The 20,823-nt window shown below is 58.1% G+C and carries 36 protein-coding genes; 29 read left to right on the top strand and 7 right to left on the bottom strand.

Annotated features, from left to right (window positions below; genetic code table 11):
- Positions 1-180 (bottom strand): hypothetical protein (locus tag ACR0LZ_RS13895; protein WP_480750435.1); only part of this gene is annotated, 180 nt, incomplete at its 3' end.
- 131 nt (positions 181-311) lie between these two features.
- Here ACR0LZ_RS13895 and ACR0LZ_RS13890 point away from each other — a divergent pair.
- The gene (locus ACR0LZ_RS13890) at positions 312-485 is read left to right on the top strand and encodes a hypothetical protein (protein ID WP_480750434.1); all 174 of its coding nucleotides are present in this window, start codon (positions 312-314) and stop codon (positions 483-485) included.
- Positions 486-601: 116 nt separating this feature from the next.
- Here ACR0LZ_RS13890 and ACR0LZ_RS13885 read toward each other — a convergent pair whose 3' ends face one another.
- A complete protein-coding gene (locus ACR0LZ_RS13885) occupies positions 602-970 on the bottom strand; it encodes an antibiotic biosynthesis monooxygenase family protein (RefSeq protein ID WP_480750433.1) in 369 nt (122 codons plus the stop codon).
- Between the two features lie 79 nt (positions 971-1,049).
- Here ACR0LZ_RS13885 and ACR0LZ_RS13880 point away from each other — a divergent pair, with 79 nt between their 5' ends.
- The 14 genes from ACR0LZ_RS13880 to ACR0LZ_RS13815 all read left to right on the top strand — a co-directional run bounded on the left by ACR0LZ_RS13880 (position 1,050) and on the right by ACR0LZ_RS13815 (position 8,740).
- Positions 1,050-1,478, top strand: coding sequence for a MarR family winged helix-turn-helix transcriptional regulator (locus ACR0LZ_RS13880; protein ID WP_480750432.1), 429 nt, complete (start codon positions 1,050-1,052; stop codon positions 1,476-1,478).
- Positions 1,479-1,660: 182 nt separating this feature from the next.
- On the top strand, positions 1,661-1,975 hold the full coding sequence (rpsJ, locus tag ACR0LZ_RS13875; RefSeq protein ID WP_008756422.1) for a 30S ribosomal protein S10: 315 nt from the start codon (positions 1,661-1,663) through the stop codon (positions 1,973-1,975).
- An 18-nt stretch (positions 1,976-1,993) separates the two neighbouring features.
- Positions 1,994-2,719 (top strand): 50S ribosomal protein L3, encoded by a 726-nt coding sequence (gene rplC, locus ACR0LZ_RS13870; protein ID WP_480750431.1) that lies wholly within the window; start codon positions 1,994-1,996, stop codon positions 2,717-2,719.
- Positions 2,716-3,333, top strand: a complete 618-nt coding sequence (gene rplD, locus ACR0LZ_RS13865; RefSeq protein ID WP_480750430.1) for a 50S ribosomal protein L4 — start codon at positions 2,716-2,718, stop codon at positions 3,331-3,333. Before rplC ends, rplD begins: the two co-directional genes overlap by 4 nt.
- A complete protein-coding gene (locus ACR0LZ_RS13860; protein WP_480750429.1) occupies positions 3,330-3,626 on the top strand; it encodes a 50S ribosomal protein L23 in 297 nt (98 codons plus the stop codon). The genes rplD and ACR0LZ_RS13860 overlap by 4 nt, the downstream gene beginning before the upstream one ends.
- Positions 3,627-4,024: 398 nt before the next feature.
- Positions 4,025-4,306: a hypothetical protein gene (locus ACR0LZ_RS13855; protein WP_480750428.1), complete on the top strand. Its 282-nt coding sequence runs from the start codon at positions 4,025-4,027 to the stop codon at positions 4,304-4,306.
- Positions 4,306-4,827, top strand: a complete 522-nt coding sequence (locus ACR0LZ_RS13850) for a hypothetical protein (protein WP_480750427.1) — start codon at positions 4,306-4,308, stop codon at positions 4,825-4,827. The genes ACR0LZ_RS13855 and ACR0LZ_RS13850 overlap by 1 nt, the downstream gene beginning before the upstream one ends.
- A 211-nt stretch (positions 4,828-5,038) precedes the next feature.
- Positions 5,039-5,881, top strand: a complete 843-nt coding sequence (rplB, locus tag ACR0LZ_RS13845) for a 50S ribosomal protein L2 (protein ID WP_480750426.1) — start codon at positions 5,039-5,041, stop codon at positions 5,879-5,881.
- Positions 5,882-5,884: 3 nt separating this feature from the next.
- On the top strand, positions 5,885-6,163 hold the full coding sequence (gene rpsS, locus ACR0LZ_RS13840; protein WP_005980699.1) for a 30S ribosomal protein S19: 279 nt from the start codon (positions 5,885-5,887) through the stop codon (positions 6,161-6,163).
- Between the two features lie 3 nt (positions 6,164-6,166).
- Positions 6,167-6,547 (top strand): 50S ribosomal protein L22, encoded by a 381-nt coding sequence (gene rplV / locus ACR0LZ_RS13835; protein WP_480750425.1) that lies wholly within the window; start codon positions 6,167-6,169, stop codon positions 6,545-6,547.
- Positions 6,547-7,257 carry a 30S ribosomal protein S3 gene (gene rpsC / locus ACR0LZ_RS13830; RefSeq protein WP_480603196.1) on the top strand — a complete coding sequence of 237 codons (711 nt, stop codon included), beginning with the start codon at positions 6,547-6,549 and terminating at the stop codon, positions 7,255-7,257. The genes rplV and rpsC overlap by 1 nt, the downstream gene beginning before the upstream one ends.
- 12 nt (positions 7,258-7,269) lie before the next feature.
- Entirely contained in the window at positions 7,270-7,683 is a 414-nt protein-coding gene (gene rplP / locus ACR0LZ_RS13825) for a 50S ribosomal protein L16 (protein WP_480750424.1), read from the top strand.
- Between the two features lie 177 nt (positions 7,684-7,860).
- Complete coding sequence (locus ACR0LZ_RS13820) at positions 7,861-8,340, top strand: YHS domain-containing (seleno)protein (protein ID WP_480750423.1); 480 nt, start codon at positions 7,861-7,863, stop codon at positions 8,338-8,340.
- Positions 8,341-8,407: 67 nt separating this feature from the next.
- Positions 8,408-8,740: a DUF6614 family protein gene (locus tag ACR0LZ_RS13815; protein WP_480750422.1), complete on the top strand. Its 333-nt coding sequence runs from the start codon at positions 8,408-8,410 to the stop codon at positions 8,738-8,740.
- Between the two features lie 64 nt (positions 8,741-8,804).
- On the opposite strand, the gene ACR0LZ_RS13810 is transcribed toward ACR0LZ_RS13815, so the two are convergent.
- Positions 8,805-10,031: an adenylate/guanylate cyclase domain-containing protein gene (locus ACR0LZ_RS13810; RefSeq protein WP_480750421.1), complete on the bottom strand. Its 1,227-nt coding sequence runs from the start codon at positions 10,029-10,031 to the stop codon at positions 8,805-8,807.
- A gap of 124 nt (positions 10,032-10,155) precedes the next feature.
- Here ACR0LZ_RS13810 and ACR0LZ_RS13805 point away from each other — a divergent pair, with 124 nt between their 5' ends.
- Together ACR0LZ_RS13805 and ACR0LZ_RS13800 are read left to right on the top strand one after the other, a co-directional pair.
- Positions 10,156-10,776, top strand: a complete 621-nt coding sequence (locus ACR0LZ_RS13805; RefSeq protein ID WP_480750420.1) for a 2OG-Fe(II) oxygenase family protein — start codon at positions 10,156-10,158, stop codon at positions 10,774-10,776.
- Between the two features lie 137 nt (positions 10,777-10,913).
- Positions 10,914-11,417 (top strand): hypothetical protein, encoded by a 504-nt coding sequence (locus tag ACR0LZ_RS13800; protein WP_480750419.1) that lies wholly within the window; start codon positions 10,914-10,916, stop codon positions 11,415-11,417.
- Positions 11,418-11,459: 42 nt separating this feature from the next.
- Here ACR0LZ_RS13800 and ACR0LZ_RS13795 read toward each other — a convergent pair whose 3' ends face one another.
- Positions 11,460-12,563 carry an alpha/beta hydrolase gene (locus ACR0LZ_RS13795; protein ID WP_480750418.1) on the bottom strand — a complete coding sequence of 368 codons (1,104 nt, stop codon included), beginning with the start codon at positions 12,561-12,563 and terminating at the stop codon, positions 11,460-11,462.
- A 182-nt stretch (positions 12,564-12,745) separates the two neighbouring features.
- Between ACR0LZ_RS13795 and ACR0LZ_RS13790 the strand changes: the two genes are divergently transcribed.
- The 12 genes from ACR0LZ_RS13790 to rpmD all read left to right on the top strand — a co-directional run bounded on the left by ACR0LZ_RS13790 (position 12,746) and on the right by rpmD (position 17,738).
- Entirely contained in the window at positions 12,746-13,168 is a 423-nt protein-coding gene (locus ACR0LZ_RS13790) for an ester cyclase (protein ID WP_480750417.1), read from the top strand.
- A gap of 200 nt (positions 13,169-13,368) precedes the next feature.
- Positions 13,369-13,575 carry a 50S ribosomal protein L29 gene (gene rpmC / locus ACR0LZ_RS13785; RefSeq protein WP_480750416.1) on the top strand — a complete coding sequence of 69 codons (207 nt, stop codon included), beginning with the start codon at positions 13,369-13,371 and terminating at the stop codon, positions 13,573-13,575.
- A 4-nt stretch (positions 13,576-13,579) separates the two neighbouring features.
- A complete protein-coding gene (gene rpsQ / locus ACR0LZ_RS13780) occupies positions 13,580-13,810 on the top strand; it encodes a 30S ribosomal protein S17 (protein WP_171179753.1) in 231 nt (76 codons plus the stop codon).
- A 76-nt stretch (positions 13,811-13,886) separates the two neighbouring features.
- Positions 13,887-14,255: a 50S ribosomal protein L14 gene (gene rplN, locus ACR0LZ_RS13775; RefSeq protein ID WP_005621870.1), complete on the top strand. Its 369-nt coding sequence runs from the start codon at positions 13,887-13,889 to the stop codon at positions 14,253-14,255.
- A gap of 2 nt (positions 14,256-14,257) precedes the next feature.
- Positions 14,258-14,569 (top strand): 50S ribosomal protein L24, encoded by a 312-nt coding sequence (gene rplX, locus ACR0LZ_RS13770; RefSeq protein WP_480750415.1) that lies wholly within the window; start codon positions 14,258-14,260, stop codon positions 14,567-14,569.
- Positions 14,562-15,122 carry a 50S ribosomal protein L5 gene (gene rplE, locus ACR0LZ_RS13765; protein WP_480750414.1) on the top strand — a complete coding sequence of 187 codons (561 nt, stop codon included), beginning with the start codon at positions 14,562-14,564 and terminating at the stop codon, positions 15,120-15,122. Before rplX ends, rplE begins: the two co-directional genes overlap by 8 nt.
- 19 nt (positions 15,123-15,141) lie before the next feature.
- The gene (gene rpsN, locus ACR0LZ_RS13760) at positions 15,142-15,447 is read left to right on the top strand and encodes a 30S ribosomal protein S14 (protein ID WP_480750413.1); all 306 of its coding nucleotides are present in this window, start codon (positions 15,142-15,144) and stop codon (positions 15,445-15,447) included.
- A gap of 13 nt (positions 15,448-15,460) precedes the next feature.
- Positions 15,461-15,853 carry a 30S ribosomal protein S8 gene (gene rpsH / locus ACR0LZ_RS13755; RefSeq protein WP_480750412.1) on the top strand — a complete coding sequence of 131 codons (393 nt, stop codon included), beginning with the start codon at positions 15,461-15,463 and terminating at the stop codon, positions 15,851-15,853.
- A gap of 11 nt (positions 15,854-15,864) precedes the next feature.
- Positions 15,865-16,398, top strand: coding sequence for a 50S ribosomal protein L6 (rplF, locus tag ACR0LZ_RS13750; protein ID WP_480750411.1), 534 nt, complete (start codon positions 15,865-15,867; stop codon positions 16,396-16,398).
- Between the two features lie 11 nt (positions 16,399-16,409).
- Positions 16,410-16,769 carry a 50S ribosomal protein L18 gene (gene rplR, locus ACR0LZ_RS13745; RefSeq protein ID WP_480750410.1) on the top strand — a complete coding sequence of 120 codons (360 nt, stop codon included), beginning with the start codon at positions 16,410-16,412 and terminating at the stop codon, positions 16,767-16,769.
- 186 nt (positions 16,770-16,955) lie between these two features.
- Entirely contained in the window at positions 16,956-17,537 is a 582-nt protein-coding gene (gene rpsE, locus ACR0LZ_RS13740; protein ID WP_480750409.1) for a 30S ribosomal protein S5, read from the top strand.
- A 12-nt stretch (positions 17,538-17,549) separates the two neighbouring features.
- Entirely contained in the window at positions 17,550-17,738 is a 189-nt protein-coding gene (rpmD, locus tag ACR0LZ_RS13735; RefSeq protein ID WP_113791481.1) for a 50S ribosomal protein L30, read from the top strand.
- An 87-nt stretch (positions 17,739-17,825) separates the two neighbouring features.
- Here the strand turns inward: rpmD and ACR0LZ_RS13730 are convergent, their stop codons facing one another.
- Genes ACR0LZ_RS13730 through ACR0LZ_RS13720 form a run of 3 tightly spaced genes read right to left on the bottom strand, consistent with a single transcriptional unit; the run spans position 17,826 to position 20,816 of the window.
- Complete coding sequence (locus ACR0LZ_RS13730) at positions 17,826-18,851, bottom strand: adenylate/guanylate cyclase domain-containing protein (protein WP_480750408.1); 1,026 nt, start codon at positions 18,849-18,851, stop codon at positions 17,826-17,828.
- A complete protein-coding gene (locus ACR0LZ_RS13725; RefSeq protein WP_480750407.1) occupies positions 18,848-19,222 on the bottom strand; it encodes a response regulator in 375 nt (124 codons plus the stop codon). Before ACR0LZ_RS13725 ends, ACR0LZ_RS13730 begins: the two co-directional genes overlap by 4 nt.
- 1 nt (position 19,223) lies before the next feature.
- Positions 19,224-20,816, bottom strand: a complete 1,593-nt coding sequence (locus tag ACR0LZ_RS13720) for a sensor histidine kinase (protein WP_480750406.1) — start codon at positions 20,814-20,816, stop codon at positions 19,224-19,226.
- Positions 20,817-20,823 lie beyond the last annotated feature (7 nt).

Here is a 20,823-nt window from a genome sequence, read left to right as displayed (position 1 = left end):
GCGATCCGCGAAGGCGGCCGCACCGTCGGCGCGGGTGTCGTGTCGAAGATTATTGAATAATTCGCGCAAGCGAATATCCAAAGAAAGGGCGCCCCTCGGGGCGCCCTTTTTCTTTTTTGAAACGTGATAGCTATTTCTAAGAAAGCCCACGTCTTCGCGCAGCCATAGCGCGACCGTCACGTATGCTCATCCCCATTAATGTCAGGTTTGTCGCCCCGGCGATCAATTCGATAACTTGGATTAAGTAAAAGCTAGTATCGAAAGACCCCGCAGCAGCTTTTGCGTTCAGATAAAGCGCGGCAGGAACAAGGATGAGCAAGCCGTTTGCAGCGATGAACGGCATTCTTTTCTTTTTTGCCAATGCCGGAGCGTCTTTACGACGACGCCCCATCGACATCCCGGTTGCACCTACGATTGCCATAGCAGGAATAAGTAGAAACAAGCCGTTTACGATCATGGATTTAACGACGGCAACGGTCGAGTGAGACGTGAATAGCTCGCTAATTAGCGTGGAGGTCCAGAATGCAAGGATTGTTAAAAATCCAACAACTCCGGCGATGGGGTGGATTACCCGAAACATGTGTCACCTTTGATTCTGGCACTATGCAACGCAATGATTGTCAACGGATAATTTTCGCAGAAGGTGGGGTCGCGTTACTGCGCTTTCTGGGTAATCAGCTATGCGACGCTGGAATTCAGGAGTGGTAAAAGCGTCGCGAAAGCTCTTGACGTCTTGCCAAACGGCATAATTCACAAAGGTCGAACTGTTGGCGATGCCTTTGTGAAGTTGAGTTGAGATATACCCCGGTTGAGATTTCATAAAGTTGGCGTCATGAGTCCATGCGGTCAACAAGGCCTCTTCGTCGTTAGCGTCAACTGTAAACAAGTTAATCAGAACAACAGGACCTTCATTAGTTTCCATCTGATCACTTAGGGTTGCGATATTGTCCAACTCTTCAATGCGCGCCATCTCGGTCTCCTTTTGGCAATTAAAGTATAGCAAGCTATATAATATTGCATAGCTAGCTATGCAAGAGTAAATTGATCATATGGGGTTCGACAAAGAAGATTCAGCTGGATATTTGGTCAATCACATGGCTCGCCTGTTTGCCAGAGAATTGCAGCAGCGTATTTCCCCTTTGGGTATCGTAGTAGGGCAGTTCCCAATCTTGCTTGAGCTTTGGCTGAAGGACGGCGTATCCCAAAAAGACCTGCTGAGCAAAATTGATGTTGAGCAGGCAACCCTTGCTAATACTCTTAGTCGAATGGAGCGGGACGGTTTGATAAAGAGGGCCAAAAACCCCGCTGATGCTAGGGTTCAATTGATATGGTTGACTGAAAAAGCCGCAGCTCTTCGCAATGATGCCTACCAGTCAGCCCAGAACGTAAATATGCAAGCTCTAACTGTTCTTAACCCCGAGGAACAAACCCAGTTCTTGGAGTTAATGCGCCGAGTAATTTCTGGCATGCGTAAGTAACAACAGTTCGACTTACTCAGATTCCATTTCCCCCTTGCCAAACCCCACCAACCCCACTATCACGCGCGAGTTCTCAGCAAGAACGTCAAGGCGGGGTGATTCCCGCCTTTTGGGTTCGAAGAGGGTTGGCGATGCGCGTCTGTCCTCCTCTCAACCCCAACGCCTGATAAAAGGCTGTTACTATGCAAAGCCAAAATATCCGTATTCGGCTGAAGGCATTTGACTATCGCGTTCTGGATGCCAGCACGCAAGAGATCGTCAACACTGCCAAGCGGACCGGCGCGAACGTGCGCGGCCCGATCCCGCTGCCGAACAAGATCGAGAAGTTCACGGTTCTCCGTGGCCCTCACGTTGACAAGAAATCCCGCGACCAGTTCGAGATCCGCACGCACAAGCGTCTGCTCGACATCGTTGATCCGACCCCCCAGACCGTTGATGCGCTGATGAAGCTCGACCTCGCTGCTGGTGTGGACGTCGAGATCAAGCTGCAGTCGTAAGATCGGAGGGTATTTAATATGCGTTCCGGTATTATCGCAAAAAAAGTTGGCATGACCCGCCTGTTCATGGAAGACGGCAAGCAGATCCCTGTGACCGTTCTTCACCTGGACGGCCTGCAGGTCGTTGCACAGCGCACCGCTGACAAAGACGGCTATACCGCCGTTCAGCTGGGCGCTGGTGCCGCCAAGGCAAAACGCACCTCCAAGGCCATGCGCGGTCACTACGCCGCTGCCAAGGTCGAGCCCAAGCGCAAGCTGGCCGAGTTCCGCGTCTCCGAAGATGGCCTGATCGAAGTGGGTGCCGAAATCTCGGCCGAACACTTCCTGGCTGGCCAGAAGGTTGACGTGTCGGGCACCTCGATCGGTAAAGGCTTTGCCGGTGCCATGAAGCGCCACAACTTCGGTGGTCTGCGCGCCTCGCACGGTGTGTCGATCAGCCACCGCTCGCACGGCTCAACCGGTCAGTGTCAGGACCCGGGCAAGGTGTTCAAAGGCAAGAAGATGGCCGGTCACATGGGTGCTGCCCGTGTTACCACCCAGAACCTCGAAGTGGTGAAAACCGATGCCGAGCGTGGCCTCGTCTTCATCAAGGGTGCCGTTCCGGGCCCGAAGTCGGGCTGGGTCACCGTCAAGGACGCCGTCAAGAAGAAAGCGCCCGAAGGCCTGCCGTTCCCGGCTGCGCTGAAAGGTGCCGCAACCGAAGCACCGGCGGAAGAAGCGCCCGCGGAAGGTGGTGAAGCATGAAACTTGATGTAATCAAACTGGACGGCGGCAAGGCAGGCGACATCGAACTGTCCGAAGACCTGTTCGGCCTGGAGCCGCGCGCGGACATCCTGCACCGTGTGGTCCGTTGGCAGCGCAACAACGCGCAGGCCGGCACCCACAAGGTCAAGACCCGCTCGGAAACCAGCTACTCGACCAAGAAGATCTATCGCCAGAAGGGCACCGGTGGCGCACGCCATGGTGACCGCAACGCGCCGATCTTCCGCAAGGGTGGCATCTACAAGGGTCCGACCCCGCGTTCGCACGGCCACGACCTGCCCAAGAAGTTCCGCAAGCTTGGCCTGCGCCACGCTCTGTCGGCCAAAGCCAAGGCAGGTGAACTGGTCGTGATCGAAGACGCCGCATCCGAGGGCAAGACCGCCGCTCTGGCCAAGCAGGTTGCAAACCTGGGCTGGAAGCGCGCTCTGGTCATCGACGGCGCCACCGTGAACGAAGGGTTCGCCCGCGCAGCCCGCAACATCGAAGGCCTGGATATCCTGCCGTCGATGGGCGCAAACGTCTATGACATCCTCAAGCGTGACACCCTGGTGCTCACCAAAGCGGCTGTCGAAGCACTGGAGGCTCGACTGAAATGAGTGCCAAGGCAGAACATTACGACGTGATCCGCAAGCCGATCATTACTGAGAAGTCGACCATGGCGTCCGAAAACGGCGCGGTTGTCTTTGAAGTGGCGATCGACAGCAACAAGCCGCAGATCAAAGAGGCCGTCGAGGCGCTGTTTGGTGTGAAGGTCAAGGCGGTGAACACCACCGTGATCAAAGGCAAGGTCAAACGGTTCCGCGGCCAGCTGGGTCGTCGGAAAGACGTCAAAAAAGCCTATGTGACCCTGGAAGAGGGTAACACCATCGACGTGTCCACCGGTCTCTGACCGAACCCGTCCTTGGAGAGAGATAAAAGCCCCCGCGAAAGCGGGGGTTTTTTCTTTGGTTAGATAGTTAATCTTGGGCCAAACGAAACCGAGCGGCTCATGCTACCCGGCTCCGGTCGGTGTCGCTCAACTTGCGAGACAGTTGTTTGCCTTGTTGGCTTGCGCCTCGGTAACGCCGCGCTCCGGTTCTAGGGTTTGCTTGATCTGATTGTCCGATAGCGTTGTTGTCACAGCAAACTCTGTCGTTATTCCTGCTGCTTTGATGCATTGAGAAAGTTTGTTCTGCGAGGCTTCAATCTCTTCTTTTGTGCGAACGAGCTGCAGTTTCTCATAAATGTGACCCACAGAACTCGGGGCGCCTACAAAATGTAGGTGAAATTGAAAAATGTTGCGCGTCCGTGTACCTGAAGCTACAACAGTGGCAAGAAGAACAAAGAGGCGCTGCTCCGCGTATCATCAACGATGTAGCGGAGCGGAAGCCTTATAAAGCAGGCGGTGGCAATGGGCAGACTGAGCAGATCAATGTTCGCACGGATGGTGGTCAGTTGATTGATATCATTCAACGCTCTGAGATCGTGAGCTCGCTCAGCCCTTATAAGCTCAACCGCGCATATTATGATGGGTCTGACGCAGAAGCCCAAAAGGTGATTGAAGATATCATTGAAGGGGAGATCAACTGATGTCCGATGTTAAAATTCAAGAAGTGACGAATATCATTCGGGATGCAGGTGGGCGAATTGTGGGCCGCACGCGCCTTCAAAAGATAGCATATTTGCTTGCAGCTACAGGCCTCGATGACAGCTTTCGCTTTTCCTATAAGCACTATGGCCCCTTTAGCGAACAATTGGCATCCTCTGCTAAGTTCGGGGCTCTGCTTGGCAATCTGCATGAACGTCAAGATAATGCTTCATGGGGTGGAACGTATTCAACTTACACTGTTGATGACATGCCAAAGTTTGAGATGCCTAATGCCCGGCATTCTCTTGCAACCATTGCAGCAAAAGCTGACTCCATTGAACTTGAGCTGGCTGCTACTGCTGTTTTCTTGGCGCATGAAGGGTATCCTGATCCATGGAGTGAAACGGCGCAGCGCAAACCGGAGAAAGCTACTGATGTGCGTGTGGGCAACGCCAAGTCGCTTCTGGCCAGTCTTGCTGGTATTGAGGTTCCAAACCCTATTCCACAAGCTCTGTATTCTTAGTGTGTCAATTACACGTCTGAAAACGCGTCTTCCCCTATAGACACCCACCCCCAACCCTGTTAGATGCACCCAATCTTGCGGCCTCGGATTCGTTCCGGGGCCTTAGATATTTGAAACCGGGGACCTTCGGGGCCCTATACCTTTGGCACCTACGGGGGCCTATCACATAGCGGGGAAATCCCCTGCACTTGCTAAACGGAAGACAGAAAGCATGGCACTCAAGTCGTACAAGCCGACGACGCCGGGCCAGCGCGGGCTGGTGCTGATCGACCGTTCGGAGCTTTGGAAAGGACGTCCGGTCAAGTCTCTCACAGAGGGTTTGACCAAATCGGGCGGCCGGAACAACACCGGACGGATCACTTCACGCCGCCGCGGCGGTGGCGCAAAGCGTCTCTACCGGATCGTTGACTTCAAACGGAACAAATTTGATGTCGCGGCAACCGTCGAGCGGATCGAATATGACCCGAACCGGACCGCGTTCATCGCGCTGATCAAATACGCAGACGGCGAGCAGGCCTATATCCTCGCTCCGCAGCGTCTTGCCGTTGGTGATCAGGTCGTGGCATCCGCCAAGGCCGACATCAAGCCCGGCAACGCAATGCCGTTCTCGGGCATGCCGATCGGTACCATCGTCCACAACATCGAGATGAAGCCCGGCAAGGGCGGTCAGATCGCACGTGCCGCCGGTACTTACGCTCAGTTCGTTGGCCGCGATGGCGGCTATGCCCAGATCCGTCTGAGCTCGGGCGAACTGCGCATGGTCCGTCAGGAATGCATGGCCACCGTCGGTGCCGTGTCCAACCCCGACAACAGCAACCAGAACTACGGCAAAGCCGGCCGCATGCGTCACAAGGGCATCCGTCCGTCGGTTCGCGGTGTCGCCATGAACCCGATCGACCACCCGCACGGTGGTGGTGAGGGCCGCACCTCGGGTGGCCGTACACCGGTAACCCCGTGGGGCAAGGACACCAAGGGTAAGCGTACCCGCAACAAGAACAAAGCGTCCCAGAAGCTGATCATCCGCTCGCGGCACGCCAAGAAGAAGGGACGTTAATCCATGTCTCGCTCTGTTTGGAAGGGTCCTTTCGTCGACGCTTACGTGCTGAAAAAAGCCGAAGCTGCGCGCGAATCGGGCCGCAACGAAGTCATCAAGATCTGGTCGCGTCGTTCCACCATCCTGCCCCAGTTCGTGGGTCTGACCTTTGGTGTGTACAACGGCCAGAAACATATCCCCGTAAACGTCTCGGAAGACATGATCGGTCAGAAGTTCGGTGAATACTCGCCGACCCGCACCTATTATGGCCATGCCGCTGACAAAAAAGCGAAGCGGAAGTAAGTCATGGGCAAGGAAAAGAACCCCCGCCGCGTGGCCGAAAACGAAGCAATGGCGAAAACCCGCATGCTTCGGACCAGCCCGCAGAAACTGAACCTGGTTGCAGCGATGATCCGCGGCAAGAAAGTCGAGAAGGCCCTGACCGACCTGACTTTCTCGAACAAGCGTGTCGCGCAGGATGTGAAGAAATGCCTTCAGTCCGCCATCGCCAACGCCGAGAACAACCACAACCTGGACGTCGATGAACTGATCGTCGCCGAGGCCTATGTGGGCAAGAACCTGGTCATGAAACGCGGTCGCCCGCGCGCCCGTGGCCGTTACGGCAAGATCATGAAGCCGTTCTCGGAGATCACCATCAAGGTGCGTCAAGTTGAGGAGCAAGCCTAATGGGACATAAAGTCAATCCGATCGGCATGCGCCTTCAGGTCAACCGCACCTGGGACAGCCGCTGGTACGCAGATACCAAGGACTACGGCGATCTTCTGCTGGAAGACCTCAAGATCCGCGAGTTCATCCAGAAAGAGTGCAAGCAGGCCGGCGTGGCCCGTGTGATCATCGAACGCCCGCACAAGAAGTGCCGCGTCACGATCCACACCGCACGTCCGGGTGTCATCATCGGCAAGAAAGGCGCCGACATCGAGGTTCTGCGCAAGAAACTGGCGGCGATGACCGACAGCGAACTGCACCTGAACATCGTCGAAGTGCGCAAGCCCGAGCTTGACGCGCAGCTGGTTGCCGAGTCGATCGCTCAGCAGCTCGAGCGCCGCGTCTCGTTCCGCCGCGCGATGAAACGGGCCGTGCAGAACGCCATGCGCATGGGCGCCCTGGGTATCCGGGTGAACGTCGCCGGTCGTCTGGGTGGTGCCGAAATCGCACGGACCGAATGGTACCGCGAAGGTCGCGTTCCGCTGCACACGCTGCGTGCCGACATCGATTACGCACTTGCCGAAGCTTCGACCCCTTACGGGATCATCGGAATCAAGGTCTGGATCTTCAAAGGTGAGATCATGGAGCACGATCCGCAGGCACGTGACCGTAAAGCACAGGAACTCCAGGACGGCCCTGCACCTCGTGGTGCTGGTGGCGGTCGTCGCTAAGGAGGATTTGAGATGCTTCAACCAAAGCGCACAAAATTCCGCAAGATGTTCAAAGGCCGGATCAAGGGCGAAGCCAAGGGCGGCTCTGATCTTAACTTTGGCACCTACGGTCTCAAAGCTCTCGAGCCCGAGCGTGTAACCGCACGCCAGATCGAAGCTGCACGTCGTGCCATGACCCGTCACATGAAACGTCAGGGCCGTGTCTGGATCCGGATCTTCCCGGATACCCCGGTAACCTCCAAGCCGACCGAAGTCCGTATGGGTAAAGGTAAAGGCTCGGTGGATTTCTGGGCAGCCAAGGTCAAGCCGGGCCGTGTGATGTTCGAGATCGACGGCGTCAATGACGACATCGCCCGCGAGGCCCTGCGCCTGGCCGCGATGAAGCTGCCGATCAAGACCCGCGTCGTGGTTCGCGAAGACTGGTAAGATCAGGGCAAAGGCCCGATCTGTTACGAATTGACCCTGCCGGGAAACCGGCAGGGTTTCTCCTTTTTCGGGCGCCAGGTATCTGCGCAACTCGATCTCCTGATGGCACCTTGCTGGAAAAATCGCGACGGTCATGGTTATCATCGTCAAGTCCGGGACCAATCGGCGAGGAAAACCATGATGTACCGCATCCAGAAAATATCTCGCAGCGCCGTCATCTTGTTGTTGATGTCATCGCTTTGGGCGTTCTCGGCACCAAGGCTTTGGGCCGCGTCGCCAGAAATCAACCTGGGCCATTTCAACGGTCTGGCGATGAACGGCTATGACGTCATGACCTATTGGAACGGCGGCAACCCGCAAAAGGGCGATCCCGAAATATCCACCGAATACAAAGATGCCACATGGGTTTTTCTGAGCGAAGGTAACCGGCGGGAATTTCTGACCGATCCCGACAAGTACGCGCCGCAATACGGCGGGTATTGTGCCTATGCTGCCAGCCTGAACGCCGTGGCCGATGTCGATCCGTTTGCATGGCGGATCTGGAACGACAAGTTGTACCTCAACTACAGCCCACGGGTGCGGCGCATCTGGGCCAGCGATATCGACGGAAATATTCATAAGGCGGATGGTTTCTGGCCAGACTTGCTGAACCACTAGCTCTCAGCTGTCTATCGCTTTCGCTACCTATGATATGATGATGACATTGCAATCATAGGGGGCAATCATGTTTCACATGCTGACATGCTTTAATCTGAAAAACGGCGTAACCATGCCGGACTTCAAATCCGAATACATGGATTTTGTAGCGTATATGCAAAGTATCGGCTTGGTTGAGAAAACATCACCGATCGGCCAGCGAGACAGTGACACTATCATGGACAGTGACAGTGAGCGAGATCACGAATTCTTCGTTACGATGTCATTTCGTGATCGAGCCCAGGTTGATGCCGCAGTGGAGTTGTTGGCGACCCATAAAGGCAAGTCCGAGACAAAACATCGCTCCGTATATTCTAAAGTGCGGGATCAGATCTTCATTTGTTGGAAGGACATGAACTGAGTTTGAAACGTCAAATAGCGCTATCGCCAGTTGTACTTGGCAAGACTCATGAACTGCCTCCGACTTACCGTGACACCGCGAATGTCTGCATCCGGCCTTTGCCCTTGATCTCCACATCACCCAACGGATCAACCTTTACGGCCTCGCCCAGACAGGCTCGGGTCGCCTCGGTGATCTGGATGATGCCGGGCTGGCCATGCGATTCCATGCGCGAGGCCACGTTCACGGTGTCGCCCCACAGATCATAGGCAAACTTCCGTTCACCGATCACACCGGCCACGACCGGCCCCGAACTGATGCCAATGCGCATGTTGAACGGGAAGTCGCCTGAATCGTTGATCTCCTGCGCCGCGTCGATCATGTCGAGCGCCAGCGCCACCATGGCCTGCGCGTGATCTTCACGCGGCTCCGGCAGACCCGCGACCACCATATAGGCGTCGCCGATTGTCTTGATCTTCTCGCAACCGTGCTTTTCGACCAGCGCATCAAATCGGGAAAACGCGGCGTTCAGGGTGCGCACGATTTCGGGCGGCGACAGCTTGTCCGAGGTTTCGGTGAAATTGACGATATCGGCAAACAGCACCGATACACTTGGATGTTCGTCGGCGATCAGGTGCGGATCGTTCTTAAGGCGCGCGGCAATGGGCTCGGGCAGAATGTTCAGCAAAAGGGTCTCGGCCCGCTCGTATTCCCGTTCCAGCTCTTTTTCGGCGCGCGCGGCGGCGGTTGCGTAAATCGCCGCGAACACACCGAGCATCGGAATGATCGGTGCCGTGTTGAATATGAAAAAGAACATGGTCCAGCCGTCCGCCAGCGGGCGCGCGGGTTGGGACAGGGTTCCATATATCCCGATGGCGACGAATGCCATCGCACTGATCACGCTGCCCACCAGCCGGCCACGCGGCCGTCCGTAGGGCAACATGGGAAACAGCAGCGTGGGCATGAACAGATAGCTCACAAAGAACGGCGCCAGCCCCATATAGTAGGTGCAGAGCGCCGCGTGGGTGGGGATCTCGACCAGAAACGTCAGCAGGGTGAGCCATTTGATGTCCCGCAGGGTCAGGGCGGCCCAACATCCGATGCCGATGAGCAGGGTGGAAAAAATGTTGAAAACCGCCATCACCGGCTGATCGGCGAACCAGAACAGAAGGATGAACGACCCGTGGGAAAACACCCCGATCGGAAACCCGGCACGGGCCAACCCGTACGCGCGCACCATCTCGCTGGATGACCCGGGCGGCGCCCGGCTTATCCAGCCTAGCAAGGCCGCTTGTCGTGTCTGGTACTCCATTCCCGACACCCCCCGTCAGCCACCATTTTCGGGTGCAAGGCGTTTGCCTGTCAATATTGACGCGCTCGCGAAAGCGCCCCATTTGCCTCTCGATCACCGGGCAGAGCTGGGATAAGAGGGCGCCATGGCCCAGATTGAATCGCTCTTCGTCACCCGTCTCTACCGCGCCGCCTTGTCGGAATTGGCCCCCCGGATCGACCCGGAGGAGCTGGAAAACTCCTGCCTTGTCATCGCCGAAGACGACGACGCCGGCCATGACTGGTGCGAACAAAACGGCTATCCCGGCTATACCTCCTATGCGTCGCTGACCGATCTGCCCTGGCGCTTCCCGATCTTCGCCGATCTGGTCAGGGTGCTGGATCAGCACGTCGCGGCCTTTGCAGCGGATCTGGAATTCGATCTGGATGACCGCGAACTCAAGCTCGAGGACCTGTGGATCAACATCCTGCCGCAAGGCGGGATGCATGCCAGCCACCTGCACCCGCATTCGGTGATCTCCGGCACCACCTATGTCTCGATGCCGCAAGGCGCCAGCGCGCTGAAACTCGAAGACCCGCGTTCAGGCCGCATGATGGCCGCCCCGGTCCGCCGCAAGGAGGCGCGGCGCGAGTTGCAGCCCTTCATCTACATGAAACCGCAGGTGGGCGATGTCCTGCTGTGGGAAAGCTGGCTGCGTCACGAAGTGCCGATGAACATGGCCGAGGATGAACGCATCAGCGTCAGCTTCAACTATCGCTGGGACTAGGCAGTTCCAAGCCCCCGTCGATTGATCAGGATCAAGCACGTCCGCGCCGGATCACATTAGACTTTGCGCCAATGCATCGGCCCGGCAATTTGAGTCGGGTGGGCGTGCAGCACAACTGATTTGATCGGACACACGCCATGCTGGGCTTTGTCACGTTGGTTCTGGCGGCACTGGTCGCAGGCGCGACCGGCGCGATGGGGCAGGGGCTGGACCCGCACCGCATTTACGAAGAAAGCTGCGCAAGATGTCACGCCCCACATGCCGGCGATTTCGTGTGGGATGAGCTTGGCGAGTCCGGCGGCGTGCTGACCGGCGCCCGGTCGGGACGTCCGGTCGCGGCCTATCTGGTGTCCGGGCATGGCGGTCTGTCACCGGACGAGGCAGAGGCCTTGCTGGCGCATTTCCGGCAGGTGCGCAATTCGGGCGGTGCGTTCATGGAAAAATGCCGGATATGCCACGCAACGGCGGTGGAACTTGTGCGCGGTCACCTGATCATCGACAATGGCGCGCTGACGGGGCGGTATACCGGGCGCGACATCGCAACGTTCCTGACCGGTCACGGCAGGCTGACGCCGCAGCAGGCCGTGGATATGCTGGATGTCCTCACGCGTGTTGCCACAACGCAGGGTCTGGTGAAATAAATCGCCCCTGCCGCCACGCGGTCCGGGGTCGCGCATGCACCGTCAATCGAACACGATCGTGACCGGTATACCGGCCAGCATCTCTCCCAGATTGGACACCCGCGTCGCGCGGTCGAACTGGCCGTGGTTGTTCAGCCCGGTGCCCAGCAGTTGCACGATCTCCGGCGATCCGGCGAATTTCGAATGGCTGCCCGAGGTCGAGTCGTCGATCTCCGTCAGGTCGATTGCAACGACCCCAAGCTCGGCCAGCTCTTCGCTGTTGCTGGCCCCGACGCGCGGCACCCCACCCGCCAGTCTGCGCGAGAAGTTCAGCGCGCTGTCATCCTTGGACAGCAACACAAAAATGTCCTCGTCCAGATGGCCGATTTCCTGCAGTTGAATCCGGAACAGATCCATGTCGATATCGGGCGACGCCAGGGTCACGGTCTTAAGCCGCCTGGTATGGTTCAGCCTGCCCCGCTTTGCCGCGTCCACGATGGCCTCCATGGTCAGAAAGGCTCCCATGGAATGGGCAAAGATGTCGTATCCGTCGGCATTGGTCCGCGACAGGATCGAGCCGATCTCTTCGACCTTGGGGCGTGCGATCAGCGCGCTGTTCAGGTCATAGACATATTTGGTGATTTTCGCGGCAGAGGCCCAGTCAAACAGAACCGGAACGCCGACATAATCTGAATCCTCGACAAACTGGGCAAGCCGCAGAACCGCATCGCTGGTGGTGTTGTTATAGCCATGGACAAAGAACAGGACATCGCGCCTGCCTGCGGGCAGCTTCGCAAGCTCTGCGTTCACGGCGCGAATGAACGCATCATCCGAGCCATAGATCTTGGGGTCGATGATCGCGAACTCCGTTCGCGGGTCGGGCGGCAACCGCTTGGCGCGTTCAAGATTGCCGGTTTGATGGATCGGGGGGATTGACACCTCGACCGAGGCCAGCCCCAGTTCCGGCGCGCGTTTGTCCGAATAAAGCGCTCCGACAACCTCCGACGCCTGACGGGTCGAGGCGATGAAAACCTGATGCTTTCTGGCGCTGCCAACAGATGCAACCGGGTTCTCGGGATTGTCGACACCGATCAGTTCCGGGGGGCGCGAGCAGGCGGCCAAAACCGCAAACACGGCAATCAGACCCAGCAGTTTAAGATATCTCACGGCACGCCCTCTCTCAAATTCGTCGTCACCCGCCCGCAATTCCGATGGCTTTTGCGGAAGAATTTTCAATGCGGTTTGGAATTCGATTTTCCCTGTTGGTATCCGGTCAACCGGAAACAGGCAATGTACAAGCGTCCACCTCGGTCTTCTGCTATGCTCGGGCAATCAGAGGAGTGACAGAGATGAAAGAGGCTGAACGCGTCGTCCGCCAATTCCACGAAAGCTGGGGGATGCGTGATCCCGACCGCGGTGCCGAGGTGATCGCGGATGATTGCCGGTTCGAGGATGTCGCCCGCGGCGAAACGCAGCCGGGCAAGGCGGCGTACAAAGAGGATTACCTGCGCTGGCGCAAGGCCTTTCCGGACGGCGAATGCATCGTCGACAATGTCATCGTCAGCGACTGCGGCGAATGGGCAATTGTCGAATTTCACAACACCGGAACCCACACCGGCGTGCTGCATTCCAGCCTTGGCGATTTCCAGCCCACGGGCAAGCGATACGAAGTGCGCTATTGCTCTGTCATGCGGGTCAAGGATGGGAAGGTTGTCGAAGGTCGGGATTATTATGACAGCGCCACGATTGCGAAGCATTTGGGCCTGATGTAAAGAACGGCCGTGAAAGAGGCATTTTCCGCGCAATTTCTTTCCAAACTTTCCCTTGCCACCCACCCCCGAACCCCCTATAGAGCGGCATCCTGCGTGTCCCCCGGCCGAGTCGGGGGATTCGTATGTCTGTCATTCATCCACCAGGTCCAAGGTGACCCGTGTACGGGGCCTTCTGGTGTTTTGAGCAAAGGAAAAAGGCGATGAACGCCCAGGAACTACGTAACAAGACCCCGGACCAGCTCCGCGAGGAACTGGCCAACCTGAAGAAAGAAAGCTTCAACCTGCGCTTTCAACAGGCAACCGGTCAGCTGGAAAGCACTGCCGGCATCAAAGCGGCCCGCCGCAACGCTGCCCGCGTCAAGACCATTCTGAACGAAAAGGCCGCTGCCGCGGCATCCGAGGAGTAATCAGATGCCCAAGCGTATCCTGCAAGGCACCGTGACCAGCGACGCCAACGAACAGACCGTGACCGTTTTGGTCGAGCGCCGCTTCAAGCACCCGCTGCTGCACAAAACCGTTCGTAAGTCCAAGAAATACCGGGCTCACGACGAAAAGAACGCCTTCAAGGTCGGCGACACAGTCCGCATCATCGAATGCGCGCCGAAATCGAAGACGAAACGCTGGGAGGTTCTGGAGGCGTAAGCCACCGGAACTTTTCCTTTTGTCGAAACCCTGGGGGATTTAACAAGACCAGCCCCCACAGGTCGGGAGAAACCACATGATCCAGATGCAGACCAATCTGGATGTCGCTGACAACTCCGGCGCTCGCCGAGTTCAGTGCATCAAGGTCCTGGGTGGTTCCAAGCGTAAATACGCCTCCGTCGGCGACATCATTGTCGTCTCGGTGAAGGAAGCCATCCCGCGCGGCCGCGTGAAGAAAGGTGACGTCCGCAAGGCCGTCGTCGTGCGCACCGCCAAAGAAGTCCGTCGCGAAGACGGCACCGCGATCCGTTTCGATCGCAACGCCGCCGTTATCCTGAACAACAACAACGAGCCGGTCGGTACCCGTATCTTTGGCCCGGTTGTTCGCGAGCTGCGCGCCAAGAACTTCATGAAGATCATCTCGCTGGCTCCGGAGGTGCTGTAATCATGGCTGCTAAACTCCGCAAAGGCGACAAGGTCGTCGTGCTGGCCGGCAAGGACAAGGGCAAAGAGGGCACCATTACCTCGGTCGACCCGCAAGCCGGCAAAGCTGTTGTCGACGGCGTGAACATCGCCATCCGCCACACCCGCCAGTCGCAGACCGAGCAAGGCGGCCGCCTGCCCAAGGCACTGCCGATCGATCTGTCGAACCTGGCTCTGCTGGACAAGAACGGCAAGGCAACCCGCGTCGGCTTCCGTATGGAAGGTGACAAGAAGGTGCGCTTCGCCAAGACCACGGGGGACGTGATCGATGCTTGATGCTGCAACCTACACCCCGCGCCTCAAGGCCGAATACAAGAACCGCATTCGCGCGGCTCTGAAAGAAGAGTTCGGCTACAAGAACGAGATGATGATCCCCAAGCTGGAGAAGATCGTTCTGAACATCGGCTGCGGCGCCGAGGCCGTGAAAGACTCCAAGAAAGCCAAATCGGCTGTCGAGGATCTGACCGCCATCGCTGGCCAGCAGGCCATTTCGACCAAAGCGAAGAAGTCGATCGCTGGTTTCCGCGTCCGTGAAGACATGCCGCTGGGTGCGAAAGTGACCCTGCGCGGCGACCGGATGTACGAATTCCTGGATCGTCTGATCACCATCGCGATGCCTCGCGTGCGTGACTTCCGCGGTGTGAAACCCTCGTTCGATGGCCGTGGCAACTTTGCCATGGGCATGAAAGAGCACATCGTGTTCCCCGAGATCGATTTCGACAAGGTCGACGAGGTCTGGGGCATGGACATCGTAATTGCCACCACAGCGAAAACCGACGCTGAAGGCAAGGCACTGTTGAAGCTCTTCAACATGCCCTTCAACGCCTGAGCGCCGGGAGGAATAAGACATGGCTAAAAAAGCAATGATCGAGCGCGAGAAGAAGCGCGAGCGCCTGGTGGCACAATACGCCGCAAAGCGCGCCGAGCTGAAAGAAATCGCGAATGACGAAAGCAAGCCGATGGAAGAGCGCTTCAAGGCGCGTCTGAAACTGGCGAAACTGCCGCGCAACAGCTCGGCAACCCGTCTGCACAACCGTTGTCAGCTGACCGGTCGTCCGCACGCTTACTACCGTAAGCTCAAGGTCAGCCGTATCGCGCTGCGCGAGCTGGGTTCTGCTGGTCAGATCCCCGGCATGGTGAAATCGAGCTGGTAAGGGAGAGAGTGATATGAACGATCCTATCGGCGATATGCTCACCCGTATCCGCAACGCGCAAATGCGCGGCAAGTCCACCGTGATCACTCCGGCGTCGAAACTGCGCGCCTGGGTTCTGGACGTGCTGGCGGACGAAGGTTACATTCGTGGCTATGAAAAGACGACCGGTGCAAACGGTCATCCGGCCATCGAAATCAGCCTGAAATACTACGAAGGCACCCCTGTCATTCGCGAACTCAAGCGGGTCTCCAAGCCCGGCCGTCGCGTGTACATGGGCGTCAATGACATCCCGCAGGTCCGTCAGGGTCTGGGCGTGTCGATTGTCAGCACTCCGAAAGGTGTGATGTCGGACCAGAACGCACGCTCCAACAATGTTGGCGGCGAAGTGCTCTGCACCGTCTTCTAAGGAGGTCTGCAATGTCTCGTATTGGTAAAAAACCGGTCGAGCTGCCCAGCGGCGTTTCCGCCTCTGTGTCCGGCCAGACCATCGAGGTGAAGGGTCCGAAAGGCACCCGCAGCTTCACCGCAACCGACGACGTGACCCTCTCGGTCGAAGACAACGTGGTCAAGATCGACCCGCGCGGGTCTTCCAAGCGTGCGCGCCAGCAGTGGGGCATGAGCCGCACCATGGTCGCCAATCTTGTGACCGGCGTGACCACCGGCTTCAAGAAAGAGCTGGAGATCCAGGGTGTTGGTTACCGGGCTCAGATGCAGGGCAACACCCTGAAACTGAACCTGGGTTACAGCCACGACGTCGATTTCACCGCGCCGGAAGGTGTCACAATCACCGCGCCGAAGCAGACCGAGATTGTTGTGGAAGGTATCGACCAGCAGCAGGTGGGCGAAGTGGCGGCCAAGATCCGCGACTGGCGCCGTCCCGAGCCGTACAAGGGCAAGGGCATCCGCTACAAGGGCGAGTTCATCTTCCGCAAGGAAGGCAAGAAGAAGTAAGGACGCATACCATGGCAAACAGCAAACGTACCCTGTTTCTGAAACGCCGCTTGCGCGTTCGGAACAAACTTCGCAAGGTCAACGCCGGGCGTCCGCGCCTCAGCGTGCACCGCTCGAACAAGAACATCAGCGTTCAGCTGATCGACGACGTTCGCGGCGTGACCCTGGCCTCTGCCTCTTCGCTCGAGAAAGATCTCGGCGTTGTCGGCAAGAACAACATCGAAGCGGCCACCAAGGTGGGCGCGGCCATCGCCGAGCGTGCCAAGAAGGCAGGCGTCGAAGAGGCCTATTTCGATCGCGGCGGCTTCCTGTTCCACGGCAAGGTGAAGGCTCTGGCCGACGCCGCGCGTGAAGGTGGTCTGAAGGTCTGATGGTGTGCCGGGCTGAAGCCCGGCCTACCTGATACGACGCCGTAGGCCGGGCTTCAGCCCGGCACCGGCACTTTGAAGGCGGGTCCGCCCGCCTCGATGATCGGGGAGCCCAGGAATGTCATTCGCGGGTTCACTTCGATTGAGAAATTGGCGCCGCAAGCGCCTCTAGAGAAAGGGATGCCGAAAATGGCAGAACGTGAAAACCGCCGGGGCAACCGTCGCGACCGCGAGGAAGCAGCTCCGGAATTCGCCGATCGTCTCGTTGCGATCAACCGCGTGTCGAAAACCGTAAAAGGTGGTAAGCGCTTCGGCTTCGCCGCTCTGGTGGTTGTCGGCGATCAGAAAGGCCGCGTCGGCTTTGGCAAGGGCAAGGCGAAAGAAGTGCCCGAGGCGATCCGCAAGGCAACTGAACAGGCCAAGCGTCAGATGATCCGCGTGCAGCTGCGCGAAGGTCGCACCCTGCACCACGACATTGAGGGCCGTCACGGCGCCGGTAAAGTCGTCATGCGCGCTGCGCCGGAAGGTACCGGTATCATCGCCGGTGGTCCGATGCGTGCCGTGTTCGAAATGCTGGGCGTCAAGGACGTTGTCTCCAAGTCGCTGGGCAGCACCAACCCCTACAACATGATCCGCGCCACCATCAACGGCCTGCAGAAAGAGCAGAGCCCGCGTTCGGTCGCCGCACGTCGTGGCAAAAAGGTTGCCGACATCCTGCCCAAGCGGGACGAAGCACCTGCAGCATCGGCGCAAGTCGCCGAAGAAGCGTAAGGAGACGTCAACATGGCCAAAACCATCGTCGTCAAGCAGATCGGCTCGCCTATCCGCCGCCCCGCCGAACAGCGCGCAACCCTGATCGGCCTGGGCCTGAACAAGATGCACAAGACCCGCGAGCTTGAGGACACCCCCTCGGTCCGTGGCATGGTCAACAAGATCCCGCATCTGGTCGAGATCATCGAAGAGCGCGACTAAGCCTCTCATCGATCCGAACAGAAAACGCCCTCGGTAAACCGGGGGCGTTTTCTTGTGTAAAGGCGCACATCCGTTCGGCGCCGCCCACTATGCCCCAAGCTTGTATGCCCGGACCGGGTTGGTCTTGCCCCGGACTTCCAGCGTCACCGGCTCAAGCCCGTGATCCGATCCGCACCCGGCCATCGTGGCCTCTGAGATCAGCAACCGGCTGTTCATCTGCTTGTTCATCTGCTGCAGCCGCGCCGCCAGGTTCACCGTGTCACCCAAAACCGTGTAATTCAGCCGGTTCATCGTATCGATATTCCCCGCCACGACATTTCCCGTCGCGACACCGATCCGCGCTGACAGCCTGTGCCCCTGAATGTCCTCGCCACCGAGGATGTCCAGTATCTCCAGCGCACATTCCACGCCACGCCGGGCATGATCCCCGGCCAGCAACGGCACATTGAACGTCACCAGCATGCCATCCCCGAAAAACTCGTTCACTGTTCCCTGACGGCTGTCGACGGCGGGCAGAACGGCGGAAAAGAACGCGGACAGCACCGCCAGAACATCTGGTGGCGCCAGCGTTTCGGCCAGCTGCGTGAACCCGGCAAGGTCGCAGAACATGACCGTCGCCTCGCATTGTACCGGCGCCAGCTGCCCACCCTGTGCGACGATATCCTCTGCGACCCGTTCAGGAACGTATTTGCCAAACACGCGCCGCGTGATTTCAAGCTGCTCCGCCAGCATGTCCCGCAACCGCTTCTTTTCCAGCGCACCCGCCAGCCGCGCCTTGAGAAGCTTTTCGTTCACCGGCTTGAACAGGTAATCCTCGGCCCCCAGTTCCAGACTGCGGGTGACATGGTCCATATCGTCGAGCGCCGAAATGACAATGACCGGTATTTCGGCCAGACGCCCTTGGCTTTGCAACTCTTCCAGAACTTCCAGTCCCGAAACACCGGGCATCATCATGTCCAGCAGGACGGTATCAAAGCTGCGCTGCGCAAGCATCGCCAGTGCCTCGGCGCCGCTATACGCCTCGTCATAGGCGTAGCCCAGATCGTCCAGTTCCTGACACAGCAGATCGACATTCAGGGGTTCGTCGTCGACGACCAGAATACGCGCGGTCAAGATGCTGACCGGGCGCAAAGGTGTTTCTCGATCACGCTCAACAGCTCTTCGTCATCCAGCGGTTTGCTCAGATAATCGTCAAACCCCGCCGCCAACGCATTGGCCCGGTCCCCCCGCATCGCATGCGATGTGACCGCGATGATCGGGATACGCGACAATTCCCCGTTGCCCTTGATCTGCTGCATTGCCTCGGTGCCGGTCATACCGGGCAGCGCGATATCCATCAGTATCAGGTCAGGTTTATGGCTCCGGGCCTGTGAAATCGCATCCGGCCCGTTGCGCGCGATCAACAGGTCATGGTCGTCTTCCAGCAACTGCTGCAGCAGGTCGACGTTCAGGCTGATATCATCCACGATCAGGATCTGCGCCATGTCATACCGCCTCGCGTTCTGCGGCGGCATAGATTTCCGGAACGGTCAGCACAAACGTCGACCCCTCTCCGAACGTGCTTTCCGCAACCAGATCGCCGCCCAGCAGGCGCGCCATCTTCCGCGAGATCGCCAGCCCCAGCCCGGTGCCTCCGTAACGCCGCGCCGTGTGCTGTTCCGCCTGGGTGAATTCGTCAAAAACCATGTTCAGATCATCCGGTCGCATCCCGATGCCGGTATCCCTCACACTAACACGAATCTGCCCGTTTTTCACCTCTGCCGCGATGCTGATCTGCCCGGCCTCGGTGAACTTGGCCGCGTTCGACAACAGGTTCAACGTGATCTGGCGCAGCATTCCCTGATCCGAAGACGCCACCGGCAGGCTGTCGGGGATATCGGTGCCGACCTCGACAGGTTTTCCTTCAAGCATCGGATCGATCATCCGGGCACAGGATTTCAGAACCGGCGCCGCGTCAAAGGTTTCGGCATGAACGTCCAGCCGCCCCGCCTCGATCTTGGACAGATCCAGAATGCCGTTGATCAGCGACAGCAGCATCTCGGCGCTGGAGGCGACCTTTTCCAGGTTTCCCAACTGCTTTTCGGGCAGCACGTCGCGGCTTTTCCGCATGACGATACGGGTGAACCCGATGATCGCGTTCATCGGCGTGCGCAATTCATGAGACATGTTGGCCAGAAAATCCGACTTGTGCTGGTTGGCCGTCTCAAGCTCGGCATAGGCATCCCCCAGCCGTTGGATCGTTTCGTTCATATCCGCGCACAATTCCCCCAGCTCGTCGCGGTTCTCGATCTTCAGGCGGGTCGCGAAATCTCCGGCGGACAACCGGTCGAACGCGCCCTGCAGCGCGTGCACCGGCCGGATGATGGATGTGGAAATGGTCAGTCCCAGAACACCGGCAATCAGCGCCGCGATGGCCGAGGCGGCCAGGATGAGCGATCTGGACTGCTCAAAAGCGATCTGGTTTTCGGCCAGCACCCCGGCCAGTTCCCTTCGCCAGACCTGCTGCCAGTTATAGCTCGCACTCTTGATCGCAAAAGCCGCTTCCTTTAGCGCGGTTCGGTAAATTGCGTGCGCCGCGTCGGCATCGCCGTTGTTGCGCTTTGCATAGATTTCAATGCCTGCACGCAGGACCGCGCGCAGGTCGACCACCGCGCCCATCAGTATGTCGCGCTCCTGTTCGCTCAGACTTGTGTTGCGGGTGATCTGTCTTGAAAACTCGGCAGCGTTATACAGGCCGTTGTTCGAAAAATTTCCAAGTGGTGACGTCTGGTTGGACGAAGCCCCGATGGCCCGCGAAAAAAGAAAATCCGCCGCGTTGAACCGCACTTCCTCCGACAGCTGTTCTATCGCTTCGAACAGAACCAGCTTCTCTTGCAATTGCGATGCGATCTCCAACCGGTCATGCGATTGTTTGAGTGCGGCAATGCCGACATAACAGATCAGCGCCATCATCAGCAGCGGCACAAAAAAGGCGCAGGTCAGCTTGGCGCGCAGTCCCGCGTTGATCCGGCCCGCAAGATTTGGCAACCACGACAAGAGGTTCGCGCGTCCGCTCGCGGTTTCGACATAGACAGCCATATATTCA

Source organism: Ruegeria sp. CI1, from assembly GCF_056536925.1.
The sequence above is the reverse complement of the archived record's forward strand: the minus strand, read 5'-3'. Positions and strand labels throughout refer to the sequence as shown.